Source organism: Acinetobacter kanungonis (assembly GCF_009939195.1).
GTDB lineage: Bacteria > Pseudomonadota > Gammaproteobacteria > Pseudomonadales > Moraxellaceae > Acinetobacter > Acinetobacter kanungonis.
The window spans coordinates 277,813-302,955 of the sequence record NZ_JAACKC010000001.1 but is presented as its reverse complement, the minus strand read 5'-3'; the positions used below and the strand labels follow the sequence as shown (position 1 = coordinate 302,955).

At 41.1% G+C, this 25,143-nt stretch carries 20 protein-coding genes; 11 read left to right on the top strand and 9 right to left on the bottom strand.

The features are described 5' to 3' along the window. Nucleotides 1-454: 454 nt before the first annotated feature. Together GWK51_RS01325 and GWK51_RS01320 are read right to left on the bottom strand one after the other, a co-directional pair. Entirely contained in the window at nt 455-1,654 is a 1,200-nt protein-coding gene (locus tag GWK51_RS01325; protein ID WP_216071657.1) for a YbfB/YjiJ family MFS transporter, read from the bottom strand. A gap of 117 nt (nt 1,655-1,771) precedes the next feature. Then, a complete protein-coding gene (locus tag GWK51_RS01320) occupies nt 1,772-2,362 on the bottom strand; it encodes a flavin reductase family protein (protein WP_161932376.1) in 591 nt (196 codons plus the stop codon). A 157-nt stretch (nt 2,363-2,519) separates the two neighbouring features. Here GWK51_RS01320 and GWK51_RS01315 point away from each other — a divergent pair, with 157 nt between their 5' ends. The 4 genes from GWK51_RS01315 (at nt 2,520) to GWK51_RS01300 (ending at nt 8,248) form a co-directional block, all read left to right on the top strand. Further along, a complete protein-coding gene (locus GWK51_RS01315; protein WP_142769073.1) occupies nt 2,520-3,908 on the top strand; it encodes an L-cystine transporter in 1,389 nt (462 codons plus the stop codon). 156 nt (nt 3,909-4,064) lie between these two features. After that, the gene (locus tag GWK51_RS01310) at nt 4,065-4,889 is read left to right on the top strand and encodes a PhzF family phenazine biosynthesis protein (protein ID WP_161932375.1); all 825 of its coding nucleotides are present in this window, start codon (nt 4,065-4,067) and stop codon (nt 4,887-4,889) included. Nucleotides 4,890-5,018: 129 nt separating this feature from the next. After that, complete coding sequence (locus tag GWK51_RS01305; protein WP_161932374.1) at nt 5,019-7,784, top strand: M16 family metallopeptidase; 2,766 nt, start codon at nt 5,019-5,021, stop codon at nt 7,782-7,784. A gap of 131 nt (nt 7,785-7,915) precedes the next feature. Beyond that, on the top strand, nt 7,916-8,248 hold the full coding sequence (locus GWK51_RS01300; protein WP_235941035.1) for a hypothetical protein: 333 nt from the start codon (nt 7,916-7,918) through the stop codon (nt 8,246-8,248). A gap of 53 nt (nt 8,249-8,301) precedes the next feature. Here GWK51_RS01300 and GWK51_RS01295 read toward each other — a convergent pair whose 3' ends face one another. Next, entirely contained in the window at nt 8,302-8,691 is a 390-nt protein-coding gene (locus tag GWK51_RS01295; RefSeq protein ID WP_161932373.1) for a DUF3144 domain-containing protein, read from the bottom strand. A gap of 109 nt (nt 8,692-8,800) precedes the next feature. Between GWK51_RS01295 and GWK51_RS01290 the strand changes: the two genes are divergently transcribed. Next, on the top strand, nt 8,801-9,433 hold the full coding sequence (locus GWK51_RS01290) for a hypothetical protein (RefSeq protein ID WP_161932372.1): 633 nt from the start codon (nt 8,801-8,803) through the stop codon (nt 9,431-9,433). Nucleotides 9,434-9,440: 7 nt separating this feature from the next. On the opposite strand, the gene GWK51_RS01285 is transcribed toward GWK51_RS01290, so the two are convergent. Both GWK51_RS01285 and GWK51_RS01280 read right to left on the bottom strand, forming a co-directional pair. After that, the gene (locus GWK51_RS01285) at nt 9,441-10,901 is read right to left on the bottom strand and encodes a CYTH and CHAD domain-containing protein (RefSeq protein ID WP_161932371.1); all 1,461 of its coding nucleotides are present in this window, start codon (nt 10,899-10,901) and stop codon (nt 9,441-9,443) included. A 183-nt stretch (nt 10,902-11,084) separates the two neighbouring features. After that, nucleotides 11,085-12,548 (bottom strand): CYTH domain-containing protein, encoded by a 1,464-nt coding sequence (locus GWK51_RS01280; protein WP_161932370.1) that lies wholly within the window; start codon nt 12,546-12,548, stop codon nt 11,085-11,087. A 390-nt stretch (nt 12,549-12,938) separates the two neighbouring features. Between GWK51_RS01280 and GWK51_RS01275 the strand changes: the two genes are divergently transcribed. Next, a complete protein-coding gene (locus GWK51_RS01275; RefSeq protein WP_161932369.1) occupies nt 12,939-13,322 on the top strand; it encodes a DUF962 domain-containing protein in 384 nt (127 codons plus the stop codon). 512 nt (nt 13,323-13,834) lie between these two features. Here the strand turns inward: GWK51_RS01275 and gloB are convergent. Then, nucleotides 13,835-14,566 (bottom strand): hydroxyacylglutathione hydrolase, encoded by a 732-nt coding sequence (gene gloB / locus GWK51_RS01270; protein ID WP_161932368.1) that lies wholly within the window; start codon nt 14,564-14,566, stop codon nt 13,835-13,837. Between the two features lie 133 nt (nt 14,567-14,699). Further along, nucleotides 14,700-16,130 (bottom strand): pyridoxal phosphate-dependent aminotransferase, encoded by a 1,431-nt coding sequence (locus tag GWK51_RS01265; RefSeq protein ID WP_161932367.1) that lies wholly within the window; start codon nt 16,128-16,130, stop codon nt 14,700-14,702. A 229-nt stretch (nt 16,131-16,359) separates the two neighbouring features. On the opposite strand from GWK51_RS01265, the gene msrB reads away from it, so the two are divergent. The 5 genes from msrB to GWK51_RS01240 all read left to right on the top strand — a co-directional run bounded on the left by msrB (nt 16,360) and on the right by GWK51_RS01240 (nt 21,200). Then, nucleotides 16,360-16,779, top strand: a complete 420-nt coding sequence (gene msrB / locus GWK51_RS01260) for a peptide-methionine (R)-S-oxide reductase MsrB (RefSeq protein WP_100241555.1) — start codon at nt 16,360-16,362, stop codon at nt 16,777-16,779. Continuing rightward, on the top strand, nt 16,776-17,258 hold the full coding sequence (locus GWK51_RS01255; RefSeq protein ID WP_100241554.1) for a glutathione peroxidase: 483 nt from the start codon (nt 16,776-16,778) through the stop codon (nt 17,256-17,258). The genes msrB and GWK51_RS01255 overlap by 4 nt, the downstream gene beginning before the upstream one ends. A gap of 5 nt (nt 17,259-17,263) precedes the next feature. After that, complete coding sequence (locus GWK51_RS01250) at nt 17,264-18,148, top strand: AraC family transcriptional regulator (protein WP_235941050.1); 885 nt, start codon at nt 17,264-17,266, stop codon at nt 18,146-18,148. Between the two features lie 41 nt (nt 18,149-18,189). Beyond that, a complete protein-coding gene (locus tag GWK51_RS01245) occupies nt 18,190-18,804 on the top strand; it encodes a LysE family translocator (RefSeq protein WP_161932366.1) in 615 nt (204 codons plus the stop codon). 176 nt (nt 18,805-18,980) lie between these two features. After that, the gene (locus GWK51_RS01240) at nt 18,981-21,200 is read left to right on the top strand and encodes a TonB-dependent receptor (RefSeq protein WP_161932775.1); all 2,220 of its coding nucleotides are present in this window, start codon (nt 18,981-18,983) and stop codon (nt 21,198-21,200) included. A 59-nt stretch (nt 21,201-21,259) separates the two neighbouring features. Here GWK51_RS01240 and dapC read toward each other — a convergent pair whose 3' ends face one another. Together dapC and glnD are read right to left on the bottom strand one after the other, a co-directional pair. Next, complete coding sequence (dapC, locus tag GWK51_RS01235; protein ID WP_161932365.1) at nt 21,260-22,429, bottom strand: succinyldiaminopimelate transaminase; 1,170 nt, start codon at nt 22,427-22,429, stop codon at nt 21,260-21,262. A gap of 25 nt (nt 22,430-22,454) precedes the next feature. Then, entirely contained in the window at nt 22,455-25,121 is a 2,667-nt protein-coding gene (glnD, locus tag GWK51_RS01230; RefSeq protein ID WP_161932364.1) for a [protein-PII] uridylyltransferase, read from the bottom strand. Between the last annotated feature and the right edge of the window lie 22 nt (nt 25,122-25,143).

Genomic DNA, 25,143 nt, shown 5'->3' with positions numbered 1-25,143 from the left:
ATAATCAATATTGTGGCAAATACATTTCAAAGATTGATGCAAAGAATTGTATGGATTTATGTTTTATTGATTAAGATTCTTATTTAAATATTTGAAATTAATATAATAATTATAGCTTGAACTTTCTGTAGGGCTTGGAGCTGACTGCGGATAAAAGTTCAGAACAGGTTTTAAGATTACTGAAAGAAGGTCATACAAATTTTTCCTAATTCCGTCCACATAAATTGCTCAAAGTCCCAGTTGTGGAGGTATTCAAGTGCCTAATTTATGATGTTTATAAGCAGGTAAAAAATGGGCAGGAATAGATTGTGTTGTTACGTTTTGCTGGCTGTGCACAGCTTTTGGCACATAGTATAAGCGAAGAGCCAAACCAATCTAATAATTGATTTAGATTCAGCAGCAGCTCTTAGGCATGAGCAAAGTTTAGGGAGATGGATATGCAGCGCCGATATGCTTAATCCGTCATTTGCTCACTGCTACGACTGGTTTTTGCATGTGGGCGAGTAAACCAGAACAGTTGTAAGGTACCGAGTAACAGAACCGCAGAAGCGATGCTAAATTGCTGAGGGTAAGACACCCTGAAATGCTGCAAAGTGCTAAAGCTAATTCCACCTAGCAACTGAATGCTGGCAAAACTGAGTGTTGCCATACTCCATAATTTTTTATAAGCCAAACCGTACAATTGCAAAATGGTATAGGAGGTGAGGAAAACCACGGCAGGGTTGAGTAAACCTGTCAAGAAGGAGGATAAGAACGTAAAAATTGGCGAGAAGCTGAATACGGCTATTAAAACCGCAAAAATGTAGATGCTGTATAACACTTTAAGTGCCGCAAAATTCCCGAGCTTGCGTGCCAAAGCATATGCGCTATACGCACCTAAGGCGCTGCCTAAGCCATATAGAATCCAGTTGAAATTAATCCAGAACAAATTAAGTGCCAATACATGGCTTAAATAATCAATCCAAAATAAAGAATGGGGAATATAAGCAAAAGCACTACAGGCATAGGCGATTAACAAGCTGTAGTAAATGAAACCGACTTGATATGACTGGGACTGTGTGGCTGGAATGGCTTGTAGTTGAGCTTGAAATGGACGTACAAGCAGCCAGAGCAATGCACTCATGCCAAAGGCGAAAGCACATAAGATTAACCATGCCGTAGAAATTGCAATTCGATCCAGATAGGGCATAAACAGCGTGGCACATAAAACCCCCAAACCGATACCACTAAAGCCAATAAAGTTGATTTTAAAGCGATGTTGTAAGTCACTACATTGCGCGACAACACTTGGAGACAGAATCATCAGTAAGCCACCACTGATGCCTGAAATGAAACGCCAGCTTAAATACCACGTTTCCGAAAAACTGGAAAAGGCACAGGCAAACAAGCTGATAGAACCCACAAAAGCAGCACTAATGATATAGATGGGCATTTTGGAATTTTGCGGGATTTTCATCGCCCAGTAGGCACCCACCAAATAGCCCAAAAGGTTGGCACTACCTAAAATACTGGCAAAATTATGACTCCATTCATAGGCTTCGCGCGTTGAAGGCAATAAGGCGGTATAGGAAAAGCGCAAAATACCAATGCCTAAACACATACTCAAACAAAGAAATGCACTGAGCTTGACAGTATCCGAGAACGTCCTGTTCATACAATTTGACTAATTGTTTAAAAAATATACTTGAACTATAAGGTGAAAAATAGAGAAATACAATCGCTGACTTTTCACCTTTAGTCGATATGATGCAGCAGGGATATCATCAGCAATTTATTTTTTATTGGTATCCACCGCATCACCAATGGTGTAGTAATGACCGCCCGCAACATGATGCACACTTTTCCACGAAGGATCAGCTTCGTGATAATACCAATGCCCATCACGGAACACGCGATCATCAGCATAGGCTGCAAGCACTTTTCCTATAAATAAATCATGTGCTTGCTGGTTATGTGGTTCAGGAATTAACTCACAAATTAGCCAAGCGGCACAGCCTTCCACCACAGCTAAGTCAAAACCGTCAAAGTGAAACAGTGGTGTATGACAATGTTCGAGTTTATCTGGATCATCAAACTGGCTGATTGAACCCAAGGCTTGTACCAGCTCAATTTGCTTTAGGGTGGGAACTTGTAGCGCAAAATAACCTGAATCTTCAATTAATTTTCGGGTTTTGGTGCTTTTATCTAGCACTACTGAAACTTTGGCTGGAACCAGCTCTAAGGCACATGCCCAAGCGGCAGTCATGACATTGCTTTCCTGCCCATGTTGTGCAGACACCAAGACGGTTGGACCATGATTGAGTAAACGGTACGCTTTTGCCAGTTCGACAGGTTGAATGTGAGGATGGGAGAAGTCAGCCATATTTAGATTCAATTAGAGTATTTGCTACGGCATATCATAACTCTGATTGTTGCAGGAGTAGTCTAAATTTGAACACTTGGTTAGCGCTGATAGGTAAAGCCAAAAGTCGAATTGAATTTTGATTTATAATGAGGGTTACATTATTTAGGGAAAATACATGAATATGCCCTTAATCATCAATGTCATACTTTTTGTGGCATTGCTGTTCTTATTAAGTCGGACACGTCATACCAATTGGAGCCTTGCCAAAAAGGTGCTTGCTGGTCTCTGCTTGGGGGTAGTGTTCGGTTTAGCCTTACATTTGGTGTATGGCACAGGCTCAACCGTGCTGCAAGAGTCAGTGCAATGGTTCAACTTGGTGGGTAAAGGCTACGTCAAACTGTTGCAAATGGTGGTCATGCCACTGGTTTTCGTTTCCATTTTAGGTGCGGTCATTAAACTGCATGATGCAGGTTCGCTGGGCAAAATCAGTTTCATTAGTATTGGTACATTGTTAGTCACAACGGCTATTGCTGCTTTTGTGGGTGTGGTGGTGACCAATGCCTTTGGTTTGACTGCGGCAGGTCTGGTTCAGGGTGCACAAGAAACTGAACGTCTGAATGCGATTCAAACCGACTATGTCGGGCAGGTGACCAATTTACAAGTACCAGATTTGTTTCTCTCTTTTATTCCGACCAATCCATTTGCTGAACTGACAGGCGCGCATCCAACCTCCATTATTAGTGTGGTGATTTTTGCGGTGTTCCTTGGTATTGCAGGTTTGAACTTAATTAAGGCGGATGCAGAGAAAGGGCAAAAATTGCTTGCAGCGATTGAAATTATGCAAGCATGGGTCATGAAGTTGGTCCGTTTAATTATGATGCTCACCCCGTATGGTGTGTTTGCCTTAATGACCAATATTGTGGCGAATTCAAAATTGGCAGATATCCTGAATTTGGGTGGCTTCCTTGTCGCATCCTATATTGGACTGGGCATTATGTTTGCTGTGCATGCACTCATTTTGTTAATGACAGGGGTGAATCCCGTTCAATTCTTTAAAAAGGTTTGGCCTGTACTGACCTTTGCTTTTACCAGTCGCTCTAGTGCTGCCAGTATCCCGCTGAATATTGAAGCGCAAACGCGTCGTTTGGGTGTGCCTGAGTCAATTGCCAGCTTCTCGGCATCTTTTGGGACGACCATTGGTCAAAATGGTTGTGCAGGTTTATATCCAGCCATGTTGGCGGTAATGGTTGCGCCAACGGTCGGGATTAATCCTCTCGATCCAATCTGGATTTTGACTTTGGTTTGTGTGGTGACGCTGAGTTCTGTCGGTGTAGCAGGTGTGGGTGGCGGAGCTACTTTTGCAGCGCTGATTGTATTGCCAATGTTGGGCTTACCCGTGACCCTCGTGGCACTGCTGATTTCGATTGAACCTTTGATTGATATGGGACGTACCGCATTGAATGTGAATGGTTCAATGACTGCGGGTATGGTCACCAGTCAAGTCTTAGGGCAAACCGATCAAGCGATTTTCAAACAAGAAAATGTGGATTTAATCGAGAATTAATTTCACGGTTTCGACATCAATGGGAAAGCCAGTATTTTCGATATTGGCTTTCTTTTTTTATGCCATGCAACAACTGTATCCATAAATCAAATAAATTTGTATCTGTTATTGTTGGGCTGTCACGGCATAATAAGCATGAAACAATGGAGAAAAATCATGAAAATGTATCAAGTCGATGCTTTTAGCAATGCATTATTTAAGGGTAATCCTGCGGCAGTGATTGTGACTGAGCAATGGTTAGATGAAGCATTGATGCAAAATATTGCTTTGGAAAATAATCTGTCTGAAACTGCATTTGTAAAAAAGATTGATGCTGAACATTTTGAAATCCGTTGGTTCACGCCAACTGCCGAAGTCGATTTTTGTGGACATGCGACTTTAGCCAGTAGCTTTGTACTGTTTAAAGATTTTACTTCAGCCAAAACCATTCATTTTCATGTCAAAAATTTAGGCATCTTCATTGTGAGTCAGGCTGAAGATGGCAAAATCTGTATGAATTTCCCAATTCGCCGTGCAGAAAAAGTAGAAGAGTATCCTGAGCTTTTAACACAGGCACTCAGCAAACCGTTTAAAAATGTGTATTTAAACCAGCAAGCTTTCATCATTGAGTATGAAACTGTACAAGACGTTTTGGATGAGCAACCAAATTTAGAACTGTTAAAGCAATTGGGTTCATTACGTACCGCCATTACCGCGCATTGCTCAAGTGTTGATGTTGCGATTACTGCGACAGGCGAACAATATGACTGTGTTTCGCGTTATTTCGCGCCTGCTATGGGCATTAATGAAGATCCTGTCACAGGTTCTATTCATACCGCAATTGCACCATTGTGGGCAGAACGATTAAATAAAACAGAGTTGATTGCTTATCAGGCCTCTGCACGTGGCGGCGAATTGTATTGCAAAATTGTCGATCAGGAACGTATTGAAATTTCGGGCTATGGCAAACTTTATATGCAAGCAGAGTTGTTCTTAGATTAAACATATTCGAACAAAGCAACGCTCAAAACAGAGGGTTGCTTTGCAAAACTTCACTATAAATCCCATTTTTGATTCCGTAAGATAGGCAGCTTATAAAATATTTATATGACTGAATATATTGGAATTAACATGTTAATGCGGTTGAAAAAACTTACTTTCTCTCTGTTTTTTGTTGGTTTAAGTTCGGCTGCTTGGGCACAGCCTGTTTTGGTCAAATCAGATCATCAAATTGAAGAATATAAATTAGATAACGGTTTTCGCGTGATTTTGGCGCCGAATGATAAAGAAAATAAAGTTTATATGAGCACCATTTATCTGACAGGTTCATTGAATGATCCGCAAGGTAAAGGGGGCTTGGCACATTTATTAGAACACCTTGCATTCAAGGGGACGCAAAATGTCAAAGGCGAAGAATTCCAGCGCAGACTGGATCAATACACCTTAATGACCAATGCTAGTACCGACTATTATTCAACCCGTTATATCAATGTCGTGCGTCCTGAACAAACGGCTTTAAATGAAATTTTGCATTTAGAAGCCGAGCGTATGGATAAATTGGTGCTGCAAGAAAAATTTGTTCCTTCTGAAATTGCGATTGTGAAACGTGAGCGTGAAGTACGTCTGGATCAGCCTTTTGCGGTGTTGATGGATCAGATGTGGAAATCGGCTTATGGGAACCAGTATTTAGGACGTTTACCAATTGGCGATTTAAACGAATTGCAGTCCATTAAAATGAACGAACTGAATCAGTTCTACCGCACTTGGTATGCACCGAATAATGCAGCTATGGTGATTGCGGGTAAATTCGACAAGGCACAAGTACTAAAACAGATTGATCAGCAATTTAGTGCCATTCCTGCACGTCAAATTCCTGCTCAGATTCAAGTGCCACAGCTTGATGCAAGTAAAATCAAGCAGCGTGAATTTACTGTGGCAAAAGGCAGTGATCTCGCCAAGTTCAATATTTACCTGAATGGAAAAAATGACAAGATCAAACCTGCTTTAGCCTTGTCGCCATTGTTGTATACCATGCAGCCGAGTGGACATTTGTATCAAAGCATGGTTGAAACAGGCACCAGTACCATGGTGCAGGCAACCACATGGCTCGATCGTGATTTTAATTTGGTGTTTATGGGGGCAATGTATGCGCCGAATCATGATGCCGAGCAAGTCGATCAAGCACTCGATCAAGGGGTAGAAAAGACTCAAGCCTTTAATGAAACTGAGCTGAAACGGGTGAAAAGTCTGATTCAAAATCAGGCAGACAGTATTCAAAGTAACTCTGCGGCATTGGGTTCACGTTTGGCAGATTATTTTGTAGCGAGTCAGGGGCGTTGGGATCAGTACTATGTCGATCTGAATAATATTCAAAACCTCAGTTTAAATGAGGTTAATCAGACCTTGAACCAGTTCTTGGTCAAAGAGCATCGTATTACGGGAGATATTCAGCCGACCCCAGAAGATCAGAAGAAAGCCATGCAACAACAGCAGGCAAAGGCGCCAAAGCAGACTTTAGATCAGCAGACGCAAGCTCCAGAACCACTGAAAGATGTGAGTGTCTATCAACAAGAAGTGGCGCAATATGTAGCAAGCTCTCAACAATATTTGGAAAAGAATGAGAAGAAAATTCAACGCGGTGCACTTAAAAATGGCATGAAATATGCGCTTTATCCTGTTGCGACCCGTGACAATAAAACCTATGCGACCATTAATGTGGAGTTTGGTACTGCTCAAAGTTTAATGAATAAAAGTGAAATTATTGATTTCACCTCTTATTTATTGCTCCGTGCTTCGGATAAATACAGCCTGCAAGATATTGCCGATAAATCGATTGATGCAGGGGGATCCGCAACGGCATCATCCAATGGCAACGGCATGACCATTCAGATTGTGGCGAAAAAGGAAAAGTTTGAAGACTTCTTTAATTACATTGTTGAAGTCATGAAAAATCCGAAGTTTGAACAGTCGCAGTTTGATTTAATCAAGTCGCAAACGCTGTCCAGTTTAAACCGTCCCTATACGGAACCTGAAACAGTCGCCGCACTGACCATTGCTCGTTTAATCGAAATCTATCCGCAAGGCGATTTGCGTTATCACTTCGAACCTGAATATGCCAAGAAGCAATACCAAGCTTCTACGAATGCGCAAGTGAAGCAGTTGTATCAACAATTTTTTGCCATGAATAACGCGCAAATTGCGGTGACGGGTGAGTTCGATGCTAAGAAAATGTTGCGTACCATCAAACAGCAGTTTGGAAATTGGAAAGGCACGCAAGCATATGCACAACTGACTTCTGAATATACGCCATATAAGGCGCAGAAGAAGCACGTGTTGTCGGAGCAACGTGAGTTTGGGAGCTATCAGAGTTTGCTGACCTTCCCGCTGGGTGAGGATCATCCTGATGCACCTGCTATGCTGGTCTTTAGTTATATTCTTGGCGATTCGCAGTTGTCTTCACGTCTGGCACAGGAATTACGCGAGAAGAATGCTTTGGTGTATGGTTTTGGCAGTGAAATTCAGTTGGATGATTGGGTCAACTCTGGCGCACTGAGTATCGATGCCAATTACACCGCAGGCAAAGCCGAGCAAGTCTCTCAGTCAGTGCATAAGGTGCTGCAAGAACTGGTGGATCGTGGGGTAACTGAACAAGAGTTAGAAGCGGCTAAAGCTGATATTCTAAAAAACCGCGTAACGGCTTTGGAAGATGAACGCAATATTCATCAAATGTTGACTTCACAGTTGGAACGAAACCGCGATTTATTGTTTCGTAAAAAGCGTGATCAAGCGATTGCCAACTTAACCAAAGCGGATGTAGACCAAGCCATCAAAAAATACATTCATCTTGATCAATTGGTTGAAGTGATGGCTGATCAATATGGACAGCCGAATGACTAAACTTTAAGGTTCTAATCCACTTAAAAACTTCTATAAAAAGTCACATTTTTGTGGCTTTTTATTTTAAAACTTGAAGTTAAATTGAACGGATGATAAAAAACTTTATATAACTTCTTAATAATGAAAACATCATGTTAATTGAGTCTATCTATATGAGGAAAATTCTAAAAATTTCTGGTTATCTTCTTTTGGTATTTGTCATCGGTACTTCATATACTACAGCAGCAACTGAAATGCGCACCATCCGTACTGAAAACGGGCAATTGGTATCTCTTGGTGATAGCTATATTCAACTGGTACAGAATATGCAGCAATCGCCAATCTCAGTGCGAAATTACGAGTGGAAAGAAGCCAAAAAGCAGCTTACTGCATCGGATTATGTGTATTTGGTGGGGAATGCTTATTACACTGTTACCATTGTCGATAACGTCATTAAAAAAATCGTGTGGGATCGTAAAATTTAAGTCATAAAAAAGCCCTGAGTCTAAACTGAGGGCTTTTTTATTACACCATTAAATTAATGGTCATGATCATGCTTGTTGGCATGGAATTCTTCATTATGACGGAAACGTAAATAGTTTTCGAACTGTTCACAGTATTCGTCATAGTTATCTTCCAGCATCATTTGGAATTGCTGAAGGATATAAGACATCACTTGCTCTTTGGCATCACGCATTTCGTTGCCATCTTTGAAATTATTGGCTGCAACCCAAGTATTAAAACGTGCTGTTGCAAACAGCATAGAAGCACTGACTTGACCACGAATTTCAGCGGGCTTGACTTGTTGTCCTTTGGCTGGGCGACAAAATTCATTGGCATGTTTAATAAATTCATCTGCACGTTCAAAAAAAGCAGCATTCAAAGCTTCTTCTTCGGTAACATCGGTAGCATCAATCTTTTGAACCATGACTGTTCCTAGCTAAAATTTCATTCTGCATTATAGGCAAAGCCTTGCAGAAACAAAACCTTTGACTTAATCTAAAAATAGCCTAAGCATTATAAAGATGGAACACGTTATGTCAGATGCTATTGCAATTCAAAATCTTAAACATGATATTGCACTTTTGCGCCAACAAATTTGGCCACCACAAACTTTGGCAAATGTCGAAGGATTACCCATTTATTATGGTTCGAAAGAAGATGTCGCACACTATTATCAGCAATGGCAAGATTTAATCGAGCGTGCACAACTGTTGAGCCAACCTTTTTTAAGTGATGAAATGGTTGATGCGATTCATTTACCCAGTCATTTGAATTTGCCGTTGTTTTATTTTCATGTAGATCGGATTCGAATTAATAAAACACAAGCTAAAGAGTCGAAGACTTTCAGGGGGATCGCCAGTCTATTGGATAAATGCGGAGAATATTCCGCAGAGCAGGTTGCAGCGATGCAAGTCTGGTTAAATAGTGATGATCAGGCAGCACTGGTCGCACACCGAGAATTCATTGACCTTAGAACTTATGTGTTTCAGCATGGACAAAGTGAATATACGCGTACCCGATTTTATGTGAATGGTATTGTGTTAAGCACTGAAGAGGACTTTAAACTGGTGGATGCACGAGATAAGCCACGCAAGCAACGCAGCGATAGCTATAGTGATCCACTGGCGGATAACGGGGTGTGGAAAGTCTTCGGAAAATACCGTTAAGTTGATGTTAAGACCAGAACGGTTTGATTTTTTTAAAGGCTTTGAGTTGCTTGTCGATGTGTTTGAGTTGTTGCTTTTCCTGTTGATTGAGCCAGTCTATCGCACAGTGAATTTCTTCATTTTCAGGCAGTTCATGGAAAAATTGCTCGGCAACCAAAAGATCATTGTATTGCCCCAAGAGTTCTTGAATTGGTTTAATCGCCTTGAGGTAATCTTTCACCGCTTTATTACTGTATAGGCTACGCACAAACTCAATGTTGTAACGTAAATGTTTGAAGCATTTACGGAGTTTGTGCTTTTCTTCATCTTCTAGTTGTGAAAAATGACCAATGTCATCTGCAATGCGTTGATGGGTTTTCTTTAAGTTTTTCTCAGCATATTTTAAAAACGGTTTTTTCTTTTTATTTTTGGGACTCAGTTCTGAAGTCATATAGTCCATTAGTTCTAATATTAATTGATTGGTTTCGGTGGACTGGAAAATCCACATCACCTGATTGTGATAACTCTCGGCAGTTGGAATTTCTAAGTGTGAACAGCCCGCTTGGTGTAACTGGGGCAGAAGGGTTTCACGAATGGCATCGGTATCACGCGCATGGCCTAAGGACTGGAAAATGATCCGTAATTGTGCCGCCCAGTGTGGCGGAATATCGTGAGTAAGCTTAGCATAACAACTCAGTGCGCTACGCATTCGCCGTATTGCTACTCGTGCCTGATGCACATGTTCACTATTGTAGAAGCCACAGGCAAGGGCAGTTGCATTTGGTAAGAGATGCTTAAAGGTATTGTTTAAGATGGCGCGGACGGCCGCATTTGCAGTCATGGCTGGATCTAAAACAATAGGCGCTGCATATTGTGGCGGTAATAGATCCTGTTGCTGCACATGCAAATCTCCACGCTGGGATTTACTGCGTGTATCCAGCCATAGCTGGTATTTATTCATCCACGGTTCTATACAGCGGATTAAGTCATGAATTGAACCTTGCACCAGTTCAAACTCAATTTCAAAGATTCTTAATTTTTCTTTTTGAAAGACCAGATAACCAATGTCGAGACAGACTTCAATTTCAGACTGATTGAACAACAAAATCTTAGATACACGTTCAACATCGGTCGAAAACTTGACTTGAAAATTCTGCGATGCATTTTCAGTGGTAAAAAGTGCAGGCAGTTCCTCAACATGATCCTGATATAAGGCTAAATTAAGTTTAGGTTGCTTTTTCTTGCCCAAGTCAGTTTCAAACTCAAAGCGTTCAATATGTCGTTCAGTTTTATATTTCAGGGTTTGAATCCAGTGACCTTGTTCCAAGCGTAATCGTAGCGCAATCGATTGCTGTGCCAGTTGAAAATCTGGGGTGTCGTAATAATGGGCGAGCAGACGTTGCTTATAGACTTTGGAGGCGCAGAAGTCTTGATAAATCATGTCCTGAAACGCTTCTGGAATCTGAAATTTGAGTTCAATTTCTGACATGTTCTAGCCCTCGCACTGGAGTTTTTAAAATTATTTTAATGGCGCTAAATGTATATCTTGGCTAAACAGACTGAATAAGTCCAGTAAAAATGTAAATATGTAACATGTCTATTTAAAGACAAAAAATGAAAGACATCCACAAGTCAAACTTATGGATGCCAATGGCTTAGAGATTGAAGCCACTTAGAATTTGAGGAATTTTCGGCTCACCATAAATTGCTCAGTCGCATCTAATAATGCCTGCGCATAGACTTCTTGCTTGGCTGTTAACCATCCCAATACAAACCAGTCACTGGCTTCCAGTTCAGTCTGTTGAATATAAGCAGCAGAAGAGCTGAGGGTTAGATATTCCTCAGCAGCTTGATGGGCTTCATTCAGTGCTTTGCTATATTTTTGCAAGTTTTTGACATCGTAAATTGAGGTCAAAATCGGGAAGCTAAACTTGAGTTCACGAATACGCTGCGAGAGCAGTTCTAGACTTTCAAAATTGGTCACGTCAGTTTCGGCAAGCTGCTCGTGAATCTGCTTATATTGCTGTTGTAAGGTATTTTGAGCATAACCTTTTAAATCCAGTTCTTGCGTCGCTGTACTGGATTGCAAACTAAACATTAAGAGTTCTAAAAAGTGATGCACATTCAGGGTTGAGCGAACCAAATTATTCAGTTTTTCTTGCGCATATAAAATGTCTTTGGTCAGACTAGCAGTCGTTGTTGGATTTTGCAGTAATGCACCCAAGGTACGCTGCATATGCTCAAGCTGTTGTAAATGTTCAAAATGATGTTTGAAGGCTGCCAGCTGATAAGCCCACTTGTCAGAAACATCCTTACTCCATGTTCTCAATAGAGCAGAAGTTAAATAGAGATGATCTAAAGCCAAATGTGCTTGTTCTAAATGTTCTTGTTGAGCAACACCCGCGGAAATGGCTGCAATATTGGGTAGCAAATGTTGTAGTTGCTGCGCAATCAGTGAACGCACATTGCTGTCGGCGCTGTCTTTTTTGACCAGTTGAAACGCTTTTGCTTGTTTGGCTGGACTCACTTCTTGCTGAATTGACAGTAAATGACCCATTTCGGCTTTACTGCGAACATCGAGCCACAATTGGTATTTCTTGACCCATTCAAAACTAAAGGCGAGTAAGGACTGTATAGCACCTTGTTTCAACTCAAACTCGACTTCATGGACTTCGCGTTCTTCAGTTTCTGTGGCCAAGCGACCGATATCAAGACTGACTTCAATTTCTGCATCTTCAAAGTGAATGACGCGATAAGTTCGCTGAATATCAGATTCGAATTGTAACTTTAATCCATCCAGCTGATCGCCCAACGCTTGTTGCAAAATAGCAAGTGCCTCGGGTTCTTGTTGGTAAATCGTTAAATCTAAAGCAGGGGCGTGTTCAGACACACCAAAATCATGGTTATGCTCAAAACGGTGCAAATGGCTTTTGCCTGCTGCTTTTAAAGTTTGAACCCAATGTTCACCTTCTAGGCGCAAACGTAGCGCAACACCATGTTGTGAAAGTTGTTTATCTGGTGTGTCGAAATATTTGGCTTTGAGGTGAATCAGATTAGATTTTTTTGGATCTAAGGCTTTCAGGAGTGCTGTTCTTTTTGCAGTAGGAATTTGAAATTTTAATTCAACTTCAATCATAAATTTGCCTTAGATCATTGTTGGAAAAATGGTGAAGTCACTTTAAGTTGAGCACTTATAACAGCAGTGACTTTTTAATATTAAATTCTAGCCGAAAAATTTGATGCTGTAAGGGACAATGAGTGAAATTATCGGCAATCAGGTGTTTCCTAGCGCAAAAGTAGCAATGTTGTATTTGCATCACAGAAAAATGTGCAGTTTGTATGTTGATTCACTCATTGAAATCTAAGTATCTAATCAACAGGGGGAGGCTGAAAATGAGAAGTTAGTTTTTGCCAATTTTAACTGTTAAAGGTGAGCAAAAATGTAATTGACCAATTTTGCATGAAGCACAATCATGTTTGGGCGAAATACAAATTAAGAATTTAAAACAATCAGGAAGATCCAAGCATGAATGCAATCGTAGAGCCGAAAAATGAGCTGGTAGCAGCGCAAGCACCACAACTACCCATCCGAAACTATAACGAGTTTTATCGCTTTTATTTAACGGAACATCGCAATATCACCAGCCGACGGTTACACGTTTTAGGCAGTGCCATAGGCGGATATTTCATCGCCAAAGCAATCCGCCAGCGTAAACCGAAATATGTGTTGTATGGTTTGCTGCCTGGCTATGCTTGTGCTTGGGTTGGGCATTTTATGTTTGAAAAAAATAAGCCTGCTTCTTTTAAACAGCCGCTGTATAGCTTTATTTCGGACTGGCGTATGCTGTCGGATATTGCACGAGGCAACTTGAGTTTGAAATGTCGATCATTGGATAAAATTTCAAGTTAGGACGTATGCTATATAAAGTACATTTGTCTATTAATATTGCAGATAAATGTGAATTATAAATACATGTTATATTTGAACTTTAATTGATCATTAAAGTTTATATTTCACGTATATTTTAAAAATCAGCTAGGATGTTGCAATCTTCTGATGTAGTATGAGACTCGGATTATTTAGAGTGTCTTGTTTGTGTCAGGATACAGCAAGTTTCCAATGCCTGGAGTGACCTTTCTCTGGGCTTTTTTTATTCTGAGTCTTGGAAAAGTAACGAAATAGCAGAAGAAAAATAAGGGACTTTTAATTGAAAGACTCTCTAATTTTCTGCCCACATTGCCCGTGTGGTTAGTGCAGAAAATTAGAGAGTCGTGTTTATTTTCAGTTATTGTTATTCTTATTGAAAATAAACAAAATCTTTCGGTTTATCATTGTATTTTATTGCTTTTATGACTGTATTAAACCGTGAATTTGACGCTTGCTCTATCCCTAGAAATGGTGATTTTTGTAAAACTGAAAAATTAAAAGTTATCTTTTAATTCACGTAATCTTTGAAACTCTTCCACGCTTTGTACTCTCAGAAATGGATTGGTTTCCAGCTCAATTTCAATGGTGCTAGGCACGGTCGGCTGATCCAGCATTCGTAGTGCTTCCACCTGTTCAAAGCGTTGCTGGATTTCCAGATTATCAGGTTCTACATGCAGGGCAAATTTGGCATTTGACAGAGTATATTCATGGGTGCAATAGACTTGGGTTCTTGGTGGTAAGGCTGCCAAACGGTTGAGCGAGTGATACATCTGCTCAAAAGTTCCTTCAAAGACACGCCCACAGCCCATGGCAAATAAGGTATCTCCACAAAACACCAAATCTAAGGCATCGCTAAAATAAACGATGTGTCCTAAGGTATGCCCAGGTACTGCAATCACATCAATACGAACATCATGAAAATTGAAATGCTCACCATCACCGAGGGGATGGGTGATAAACGGAATCTTACTGAGTTCTGCTCTTGGACCATAGACAGGAATATTGCGATTGACCAATAGCCCGGGTACCCCGCCAATATGGTCTTTATGCCAATGTGTGAGCCAGATTTGACTGAGGTGTAGCTGATGTTCTTGACAATAGTCTTCTACCAACTGGGCTTCAGTGGGGTCAACCGCAATCACTTCATGTGATTCTGTATGTTCGAGTAACCAAATATAGTTTTGTAATTGATTTTTTACATCAATGATATGTACTTGATAAGTCATGTCATTCGCTCATTATTTCTTGTTGAACAGTGTAACATTGAATCAGTCAGCCCCACTGTTTTAGCACTGTAATTCTAGCTGCAAGCAAAAGAAAAAGCCGCATATCAAATGCGGCTTTTTGAGCAGGATCTAATTAGCGTAATTTCGCCAAGAAACGACCGACACGGGTAATCGCTTCGCGCAGTTCATTTTCAGCGGGTAAGAACACCACACGGAAATGGTCTGGCGTCGGCCAGTTAAAGCCCGTGCCTTGCACCAATAACACTTTTTCTGCACGTAGTAGGTCAAGCATGAGCTTTTCATCATCCTGAATTGGATACACTTCTGGATCAAGTTTCGGGAAGCAGTACATTGCACCTTCAGGTTTCACACAAGTGACACCAGGAATGTCATTCAGCATTTGCCATGCGATATTGCGCTGTTCGTATAAACGGCCACCTGGGCGGATTAAATCGTTAATTGATTGGTAGCCGCCCAATGCTGTTTGAATCGCATATTGTGCTTGGTGGTTGGCACATAGACGCATAGACGCCAACATGTCTAAACCTTCGATGTAATCCATTGCACGCGATTTATCGCCAGTAATTGCCATCCAGCCTGAGCGATAGCCTGCAATACGATACGCTTTAGATAAACCGTTAAAGGAGATACACAGTTGGTCACCCGCCAAAGCAGCAACTGAAACGTGTTCGATACCGTCATAGACAATTTTGTCGTAGATTTCATCTGCAAACAAAATCAGGTCGTATTTCTTCGCTAAAGCAACAATTTGCTCTAAGACATGACGTGGATAAACCGAACCTGTTGGGTTGTTCGGGTTAATAATTACAATACCACGAGTATTTGGCGTGATTTTGCTTTCCATGTCCGCAATATCTGGATACCAGAAATTTTCTTCATCACATTTGTAATGAATCGCTGTGCCACCAGATAAGTTGACTGCTGCCGTCCAGAGTGGATAGTCAGGCATTGGAACAAGCATTTCATCGCCATCATCCAATAGACCTTGCATCGCCATCACAATCAGTTCAGACACACCATTACCGATATAGACGTCATTAACATGCATATCGAAGATGCCTTTTTGCTGGTAATACTGGCAAATGGCTTTACGTGCAGGAAAAATTCCTTTCGAGTCGGTATAACCCACAGCATTTGGCAGGTTTAACGCAACGTCATTAATAATTTCTTGTGGTGCTTCAAAGCCGAATGGTGCAGGGTTACCAATATTCAGCTTGATAATCTTGTGACCAGCTTCCTCCATCTCGATGGCCGCTCGTAACACTGGTCCACGGATGTCGTAGCATACATGCTCGAGCTTAGACGATTTTTTTATTTCGCGTGGGGTTTGAATAGTGTTTGGCATTTTGAGAGTCTCGGAAGGAGTGGGGGTCACTTTTGCATAACGATATAAATAACTTTTGAATGTTTCCGTTGTTACCAAATCGAGATCATGTTCATCTCTGAGCAAAGCAACAATTTTTTCATGCGTATAACCCACCTGTTGATATTGTTTAATCACAGGCAGTAGATGTTTAAAAATAACGCTCTTTTTCTGCGACATTTTTTAATCCTGAGTAAGCATGACCCTAAGAATAGCACCAATGTTGCTCACAAAAAAGCATTTCATAAATAAAAATGCTCACCAATATTTTTATTTTGCTTACTTTTTGCTTTTAAAGAAATTATAAGTCTTTTGTAAATTGTTAAGTAAAGACTAGAAATTTTAGAATGAATGACGTAAATATAAGATTATCCTATTTTTAAACAGCAAGATAGAAAGGGAAGTAATCATGGGAAAACTCAATAAAACAGACCGTGAATGGCAAAGAGAGTTATCTCCAGAAGAATTTCGTATAACTCGACAAAAAGGAACAGAGCCAGCTTTTACGGGGAAATACTGGAACACCAAGCAAGAAGGAACCTATGTATGTCGTTGCTGCGGAGCACCGTTGTTTTCGTCTACGACGAAATATGACAGTGGTTGCGGCTGGCCAAGCTTTTTTAAACCAATTGCTGGAGGGGCAATTGATGAAATGCCAGATAGTTCACATGGTATGGAGAGAACTGAAATAGTTTGTCATCATTGTGACGCACATTTAGGGCATGTTTTTGAGGATGGTCCACAGCCAACAGGATTACGCTATTGCGTAAATTCGGCTTCATTAGAATTACAATCACAAGAAAAAAATGACGAGGAAACCTATCCATGACCAACATATATCAGTTTGAAGCTGAGTTGTTAGATGGAAGAAATAAATCTTTTACCGATTATCAGGGGAAAGTTTTATTAATCGTAAACACAGCGAGTAAGTGTGGCTTTACCCCACAATTTGCAGGTTTAGAAAAATTATATGAGAAATATAAGCCTCAGGGGTTGGAGGTGCTTGGCTTTCCATGTAATCAGTTTGGTGGGCAGGACCCCGGTTCAAACGACCAAATTGGTGCTTTCTGCCATAAAAATTATGGGGTGACATTTCCTATGTTTTCCAAGGTGGATGTTAAGGGTCCCGAAGCTCATGCTATTTTTCGCTATCTGACCAATAATAGTAAAGGTATTTTAGGCAGCGGGATTAAATGGAACTTTACCAAGTTCTTAATTGGTAAAGATGGAACGGTTTTAAACCGTTTTGCGCCAACCACCAAGCCAGAAGCCTTGGAAGAAGAAATTGAAAAGGCATTGCAACAATAAACGTGATGTTGAATAGATTGCAGCCTTCCAATGATGCCTCCAAAGCTAAGATGGAGTTTTGGAGTGACCCGAATATGCCTTATGTGGAAACGCGTAAGGCATGTCATAGCCGCGCCTGTTATCGTGCCCATAGTCATCCAACCTTTTCGATTGGTGCAGTAGATCTTGGGCAAAGTGTTTTCAGTAGTCACTTTGTCGGCACACAAAAGATTGAGTCAGGAACATTGGTACTCATTCCTGCGCATGTTGAACACTCCTGTAATCCTGAACCCGATCAAGCGTGGAGTTACCAGATGATGCATCTGGATATGCGCTGGTTACAGCCGTTGCTACAGGAAACTAAACAAGATTTCCGTTGTGATGCAATTCCGCAATACAAACCTCAACTTTATCAAGCTCAACAGCTTTATTCGGATTTTTGTCATTTAAATCAACGTTTATTTGATTCTTCCATTTCTTACTTGAATAAAGAGCAGTTGCTGATTCAGACCTTAACTGAATTATTGTTTCCAAACCTGCACTTAGAGGTACTGAAAGAAAATGGCTACGCACAGCAGGAATTCCAGCTACTCCAGTCTAGACTGGGTACAACAGAAGAATTTCTTTCTTTGCAGCAATTGTCCGAGCAAAGTGGTCTAAGTCGCTATGCCATTATTCGCTTATTTAAGTCGAATTTGGGCTTAACTCCGCATGCCTATCAGCTCAACTTAAAAATTAATGCTGCACGCAAACTGCTGCGACAGGGGCAGGATATCGCAGCGTTGAGTTATCAACTGGGTTTTAGTGATCAAAGCCATTTTCAGCGAGTATTTAAGCAGCTTACAGGCACCACACCAAAGATTTATCAAAAGCAACATCGTCGCGCAATTTCATACAATAATTCAATCTAGGTAGAGACTAGGCTTATCTCACGAATTGATTGAGATAAGTTATGGAATTATTTTTATTTATCGCATTGACCCATTTTATCGCGTTGCTGTCCCCCGGACCTGACTTTTTTCTCATCTTAATGTATTTAATGAAATACGGGTCAAACTTGACGCGTTATACCGTATTGGGGATTGCGCTCGGAAATGCACTGATCTTGTTGCTGATTTTTACTTTGTTATGGTGGTTGGGGCAGATACACCCTTTGATTCTTCAACTGTTGCGCTGGTTGGGTATCGCTTATTTGTTGTATTTGGCAGTGCAATGTTTTCGTTATCGTGATGATGGGAACGAGAGTTTTACAGCAAATGCTGCAATTCAAACCAAGACATCAAGGATTATTTGTTTTGTACAAGGTTTACAATCTAGTTTGTTAAACCCTAAAAATGTCATGTTTTATAGCAGTCTGATTCTTTTGGTTTATCATCAATTTAGCTTTCAACAGTTATTTTTAATCTGCTTGTGGATGGTGTGCGTGGTTTTATTGTGGAATTTAGCATTACTTCAACTGCTGATTTGGAAAGACTCGAGTCATTTCTTAAAGAAAAAATCAGGATTATTGTATCGAGTTACAGGGTTTTGCTTTGTGGGTTTCGCATTGATGCTTGCCATATTCTAGATGGAATTATGAGGATCTGGTCACATCAGATGTCAGACTTCATAAATAATAACAATCACATAACTAATTCTCATTTAAATTTACAATGTAAATGAGAATTAAATCGGTTTTATTAAGACTTGTTCTCATCTACTATCAGGCGCAAGTAATAATGCTGATAAATTAGGTGAGAAATGGTGATTAAGCTAAAACCATTGGTATTGATGATGGCGTGTGTATCTGGATATAGCATTGCACATGCTGCCGAAACACCATCAGTGGAATCTGATGAAGCCTCTCAAGCGAGTAATGTGACAGCTTTAGAAACCATTCATGTTGTTGCCAGTGCGGATGCTTCAGCGGAAGGTTTAATGGAGCCATTCGCAGGTGGTCAAGTTGCCAGTGGCGGACGCGTGGGGATTTTTGGCAATCAAAAGAATTTGGATACCCCATTTAATTTGACCAGCTATACCAATCAATATATTCAAGAACGTCAAGCCAAGAGTGTTGGGGATGTGCTTAAAGCAGATCCGAGTGTACGTGTTGGTCGTGGTTACGGTAATTTTCAGGAAAATTATTATATCCGTGGTTTTAATCTAGGTTCAGATGACACGGCTTATAATGGTTTGTATTCGATTTTGCCGCGTCAATATATTCCAACAGAACTTTTTGAACGAGTGGAAGTGTTCAAAGGGGCTTCATCCTTTTTAAATGGTGCGATGCCAAGTAATGGGGGTATCGGTGGTGCTATTAATCTATTGCCTAAACGTGCAGGCAACGAACCTTTAAATCGCGTGACGGTGGGCACAGATTTTAATGGTGGCTATATTTCAAGTGATATTTCACGTCGTTTTGGTGAAGATCAGCAATTTGGGGTGCGACTAAATACGGCTTATCATGATGGGCATACTTCGGTAGATGATGAAAAGAAATCATTAAGCTTAGCTGCGATTGGTCTAGATTATCAAGGCGAGCGTTTACGTCTTTCTGGCGATATGGGCTATAGCAATAATCGTCTTGATGCGACACGGCCAAATGTAACATTAGGCAGTGGTATTACTTCGGTACCTACCGCAGTGGATGGTTCGAGTAATTATGCGCAAAAATGGTCGTATTCAAATGAAGAAGACGTATTTGGAAGCTATCGTGCTGAATATGATTTGAATGATGCGATGACTGCCTATGCCGCATATGGTTTTCGTCACGGCAAAGAGCAGAATAGTCTAGCAAATGTCATACTTAATAATGCAACGACTGGTGATAGTACATTCTATCGCTTTGATAACGCACGTGTAGATATGGTGAATACAGGTGAAGTGGGGGTCCGAGCTAAATTTGAAACAGGAGTAATTAACCATAATATGGTGCTTTCTGCTTCGGCATTCCAGCAAAATACCCGTAATGCTTATTTTATGGATTGGGGCAATCAACTTGCTACTAATATTTATGATCCAGTTCAATACAATCAGCCTGAAGCTTTAACCCCATTATTTTCTGGTGGTGATTTAGAGAGTCCAAAACTTACTACACGGACACGTTTAAGAAGTATTGCAATTGGCGATAATCTAACTGCTTTAGACGATAAATTAATTGTTATGTTGGGTGCGCGTTATCAGCAGATTCTTCAAGATACCTACAGTTATGCACAAGTGAAAACAGGAACGTATGACGAAAGTAAATGGACGCCTGCATTGGGCTTAACCTATAAAATTACGCCTGAAGTTTCTGTGTATGCTAACTATATAGAATCTCTGGCGAAAGGCTTGAGCAATACAACGGGTAATGTCACAACAACATTAAAACCTTTTGTAGCCAAGCAAAAAGAAATCGGCACGAAGTATGAAAATGATCATTTAGGTGTGACCTTAAGTTTATTTGATATTAATAAACAGCGTGGCATTCTACAAAATGGCGTATTTAGTGATGCTGGTGAATATGTGCATCGCGGTGTTGAATTGAGCAGTTATGGAAAATTGACAGATTCGTGGACTGTACTGGGTGGAGTAACATGGATGCACGCCAAGCAAGAAGACACCGGTTCAGCGACATATGATGGAAATTATGAAGTAGGGGCGCCAAAGTTTCAGGCGAATCTAGGTACAACATGGAAACTGCCTTTAGCTCAAGATGTTTCTGTGAATGCTCAAGTGACTTATACAGGTTCGACTTACGCGAGTTTGGACAATAGCCTAAAAGTGAAGGATTGGACGACGTTAGATTTAGGCGCAACTTATAAAACGCAGCTTGGTCAAACACCTACGACATTTAATTTCCTTGTGAATAATGTGTTGGATAAAGACTATTGGGGTTCTGTAGGGCTGTATGACAACATCAACAGTACCAGCAATACCAATAATGGCTATTTGGTTGCAGGTTTACCGCGGACATTTATGTTAAGTGCATCATTTGATTTTTAATATGGTTTAAATGAAAAAAACCTCCAGTAATGGAGGTTTTTTTATTGGCTAAACAGTGATTAGAGAATCTGCTTTAAGCGTTTTACCACTTCTTCACATTGCGCCAGATCTGCAACTAGCGCAAGGCGAACATGATTTTCACCAGGGTTGCCAGTCTCTGTTTCACGGGATAAATAACGACCTGGAAGCACTTTAATATGGGCTTTTTCCATCAGCATTTTGGCAAAGGCTTCGTCATTATCAACCTTGAGCCAATAATAAAAGCCTGCATCCGGCTTTTTCAGCGGCAGTAAATGACCTAATTCCGACTGGAATAAATTAAATTTGGCACGGTATTGTACGCGGTTTTCTTCGACGTGTGTTTCATCATCCCAAGCCGCGATCGATGCCAACTGATGTTGTACAGGCATCGCCGCACCATGATAAGTACGATATTGCAAATAAGGTTTGAGTAAGGCTGCATCACCTGCGACAAAACCTGAGCGCATGCCCGGTAAGTTTGAGCGTTTTGATAAAGAGTGGAACACCACACAGTTTTTATAATCGTCACGTCCAATTTCAGCGCAGACTTCTAAAAGTCCTGTAGGTGCTTCATCAAACCAAAGTTCTGAATAACATTCATCTGATGCAATCACAAAACCGTATTGATCTGACAGGGCAATTAATTTTTTGAATTGTTCTTTAGAGAGCACGGCACCTGTCGGGTTGCCTGGTGTGCAGACAAACAGTAATGCCGTTTTTTCCCACACTTCGGCAGGAACCGCATCAAAATCACCGAGGTAATTGTTTTCTTCTGTGCAGTTAATGAAATAGGGCTCTGCACCTGCCAATAAAGCCGCGCCTTCATAGATTTGATAGAACGGATTTGGCATAACTACATACGGCTTTTCATCACGATTAATCAATGCTTGTACGAATGAAAAAATCGCTTCGCGCGTACCAGAAACAGGCAAAATTTCCTGTTCAGGGTTAATTTGATTCAGATGAAAACGACGTGTTAACCAGTTGGCAATGCTCAGGCGTAGTTCAGGCAAACCTTTACTGCTTGGGTAAGTCGATAGGTGCTGGAAATTATCAATAATCGCTTGTTTCACAAACTCTGGTGCAGGATGCTTTGGCTCACCAATTGAAAGGGGAATCAAAGGTAAATCTGCGGTTTGTACACCCTGAAAAAGCTTGTTTAACTTTTCAAATGGATAAGGATGTAATAAAGACAAACTAGAGTTCATGAAACGAATACCCGAACGTTAAAAATTAATGTTGACCACAGACCTGATTAGAAGCTTCATCTAAAGCGGACTTCAGTTGATTGGCAAATAATACAGTCTCTTCTTCCGTCATCGGAGAGCCATCTTTTTTGGTGACAAAGAAAATATCTTCGGCACGTTCACCTAAGGTGGCAATTTTAGCAGAGTGAATGTCTAAACCCTGCATCATAAACAGACCACCGATTTTGGCAAGTAACCCGGGGTGGTCAAGTGTTGAAATTTCCACCATGTTTTGTTGCAAGGCTTCATTCAGGGTCACATCCACAGTATTTTCAATATCGAAATGGCGGAGCTGACGTGGAATGCGGCGTTGCATTAAGCCCGGATATTTATCTGATTGACGTAAGGCAGATGTTAGAGAATGAATTACGGTGGCTTCACGTTCTGGGTCGGTCAGTAAAGTACCGAAACGATCAAGCACCACATAAGTATCTAAACTGAAGGCAGTGGTGGCGGTAATAATCCGTGCATCCTGAACGTCTAGATTCATACGGTCGAGAATGGCAACCGTGGTCGCAAAGAGGTTCGGCTGGTCTCGGGTATAAATAAAGATCTGTACCGCATCCTGCGCCGATTTACGATGTGCACGCATCAGCACTAGCGGATCTGGATTGTCAGCATGTTCAAGAATGGCACGGGTATGCCAAGCAATTTCATCCGCAGATTCTTTAATGAAATATTCATCGCCCAGTTCTTGCCAGACTTTTTCTACATCGGCCAAGGAGAAGTCATTCACCAGCATCTCACTGGCTGCAAACTTGGTGTCTTCAATCAGCATTTGGTAGTCCACTGGACGTCCCAAACCAGTACGAATAATGTCACGGGCATGGGTGTAGAGCTGACGCATCAGTGATGCGCGCCAAGAGTTCCAGAGTTTTGGATTAGTGGCATTAATATCAGCAACCGTGAGGGTATAGAGGTAGTCTAGATGCTCCATATCCCCGAGTTTTTCGGCAAAATCTTTCACTACATCTGGGTCAGAAATGTCTTTTTTCTGTGCCGTCAGTGACATGAGTAAGTGATTGTGTATCAGCCATGCCACCAGTTTACATTCGCGTTCAGTAAAGCCGTGCACACGGCAGAATTCAATCGCATCTTCCGCACCGAGTTCACTGTGGTCACCACCACGACCTTTGGCAATGTCATGGAACAATGCAGCTAAAAACACGATGTCACGCCGCGCAAGGCGTTGGAAGACAGAACTGACCACTGGGAAATCTTTGGCAAATTCAGGCTCTTTAAAGCGGTTTAAATTGCGTAATAATAGGAGCGTGTGCGCATCGACCGTATAAATATGGAACAAGTCATATTGCATCAGTCCCATAATTTGCCCGAAAGCAGGAATATAGTTACCCAACACACCGTAACGCTTCATGGCAACCATGGTGTCGTACAAGCGGTAAGGCGAGCGGATAATCGCCATGAACAAAGCTTGATGCTCAGGATTGTCTCGATAAGCCTGATCGATACGTTTGGCGGCTAAAATCAAGAGGCGTAGAGTACGTGCGCGAATACCTTCGATTTCTGGACGGTTCGCAAGTAAATAGAATAATTCTAAAATTGCACTTGGTTTTTCTGAGAAAATTTTATGGTGTTGTACTGCTAATTTGCCATCGACCAATTTGAAATTTTCATTAATTTCCACAATTTGACGTTCATATTGTGGCAGTCGAGGGGTAATGACCGATTCACTAAAATATGCCAATAACATTTCATTCAGGGTAGAGACCTGTTGCGCAGTACGGTAGTAGCGCTTCATGAACTGTTCAATTGGATAATTGGGTGATTTGTCTTCTTCACGCACATAGCCAAACATCGCAGCTATATCACGTTGATAGTCAAACAATAAACGGTTTTCATCGCGCTTGGTAAGGCGGTGTAAATGATGGCGAATTTCCCATAAGAAACTCTCGGCTTCTTCGAGTACACCCAGTTCAAATTCGGAAATAAAGCCTAAGTGAACCAAATCGTAAATACGATTAACACGGAAATGACGCTTCGCAATCCAGCCAATTTGATTAATATCTCGGATACCGCCTGGGGCATTTTTAATATCAGGTTCTAAATTGCTCTCGGTATTGTTGTGTTGTGCATAGCGACGGTGTTGCTCTTCCATTTTCGCATCATAGAAGGTTTTGTCCGTCCATGTTTGTGAAACAATACGACGTGGCCAACGTGATAAATGTTCATAGCCGATAATCAGTCGAGCTTCAATCAGGGTGGTGGCAACCGTCAAATCATTAGTGGCTTCTTCGACACATTGACGAATACTGCGCACACTGATGCCGGGTTTAAAATTACCAACATCCCAAAGGGAAGAAATGAAAGTAGAAATGAGCTGTTCTTGCTCTGCCGTGATTTCATCTTCCGACAAAATCATAATGTCGACGTCTGAATACGGCAGCATTTCACGGCGACCATAGCCACCGACCGCAAACAGCCCCAACTTGGTTTGATCTAACTCTGCATGGCGCCACAAAAATTGTAGCGCTTCATCAATTAGATTCGCGCGAGCTGAAATCACTTCACGAATGGGCTGTCCATGTTCAAAACTTTCCTGTAGTTGCTTTTCTACATCGGTACGCCATTGGTTGATCGCTTGGATATCATGGTTACTTTTGACGTAATTCAACAAGGGTAAAGTATTGATCATGAACAGTGTTCCGTAATGTTTA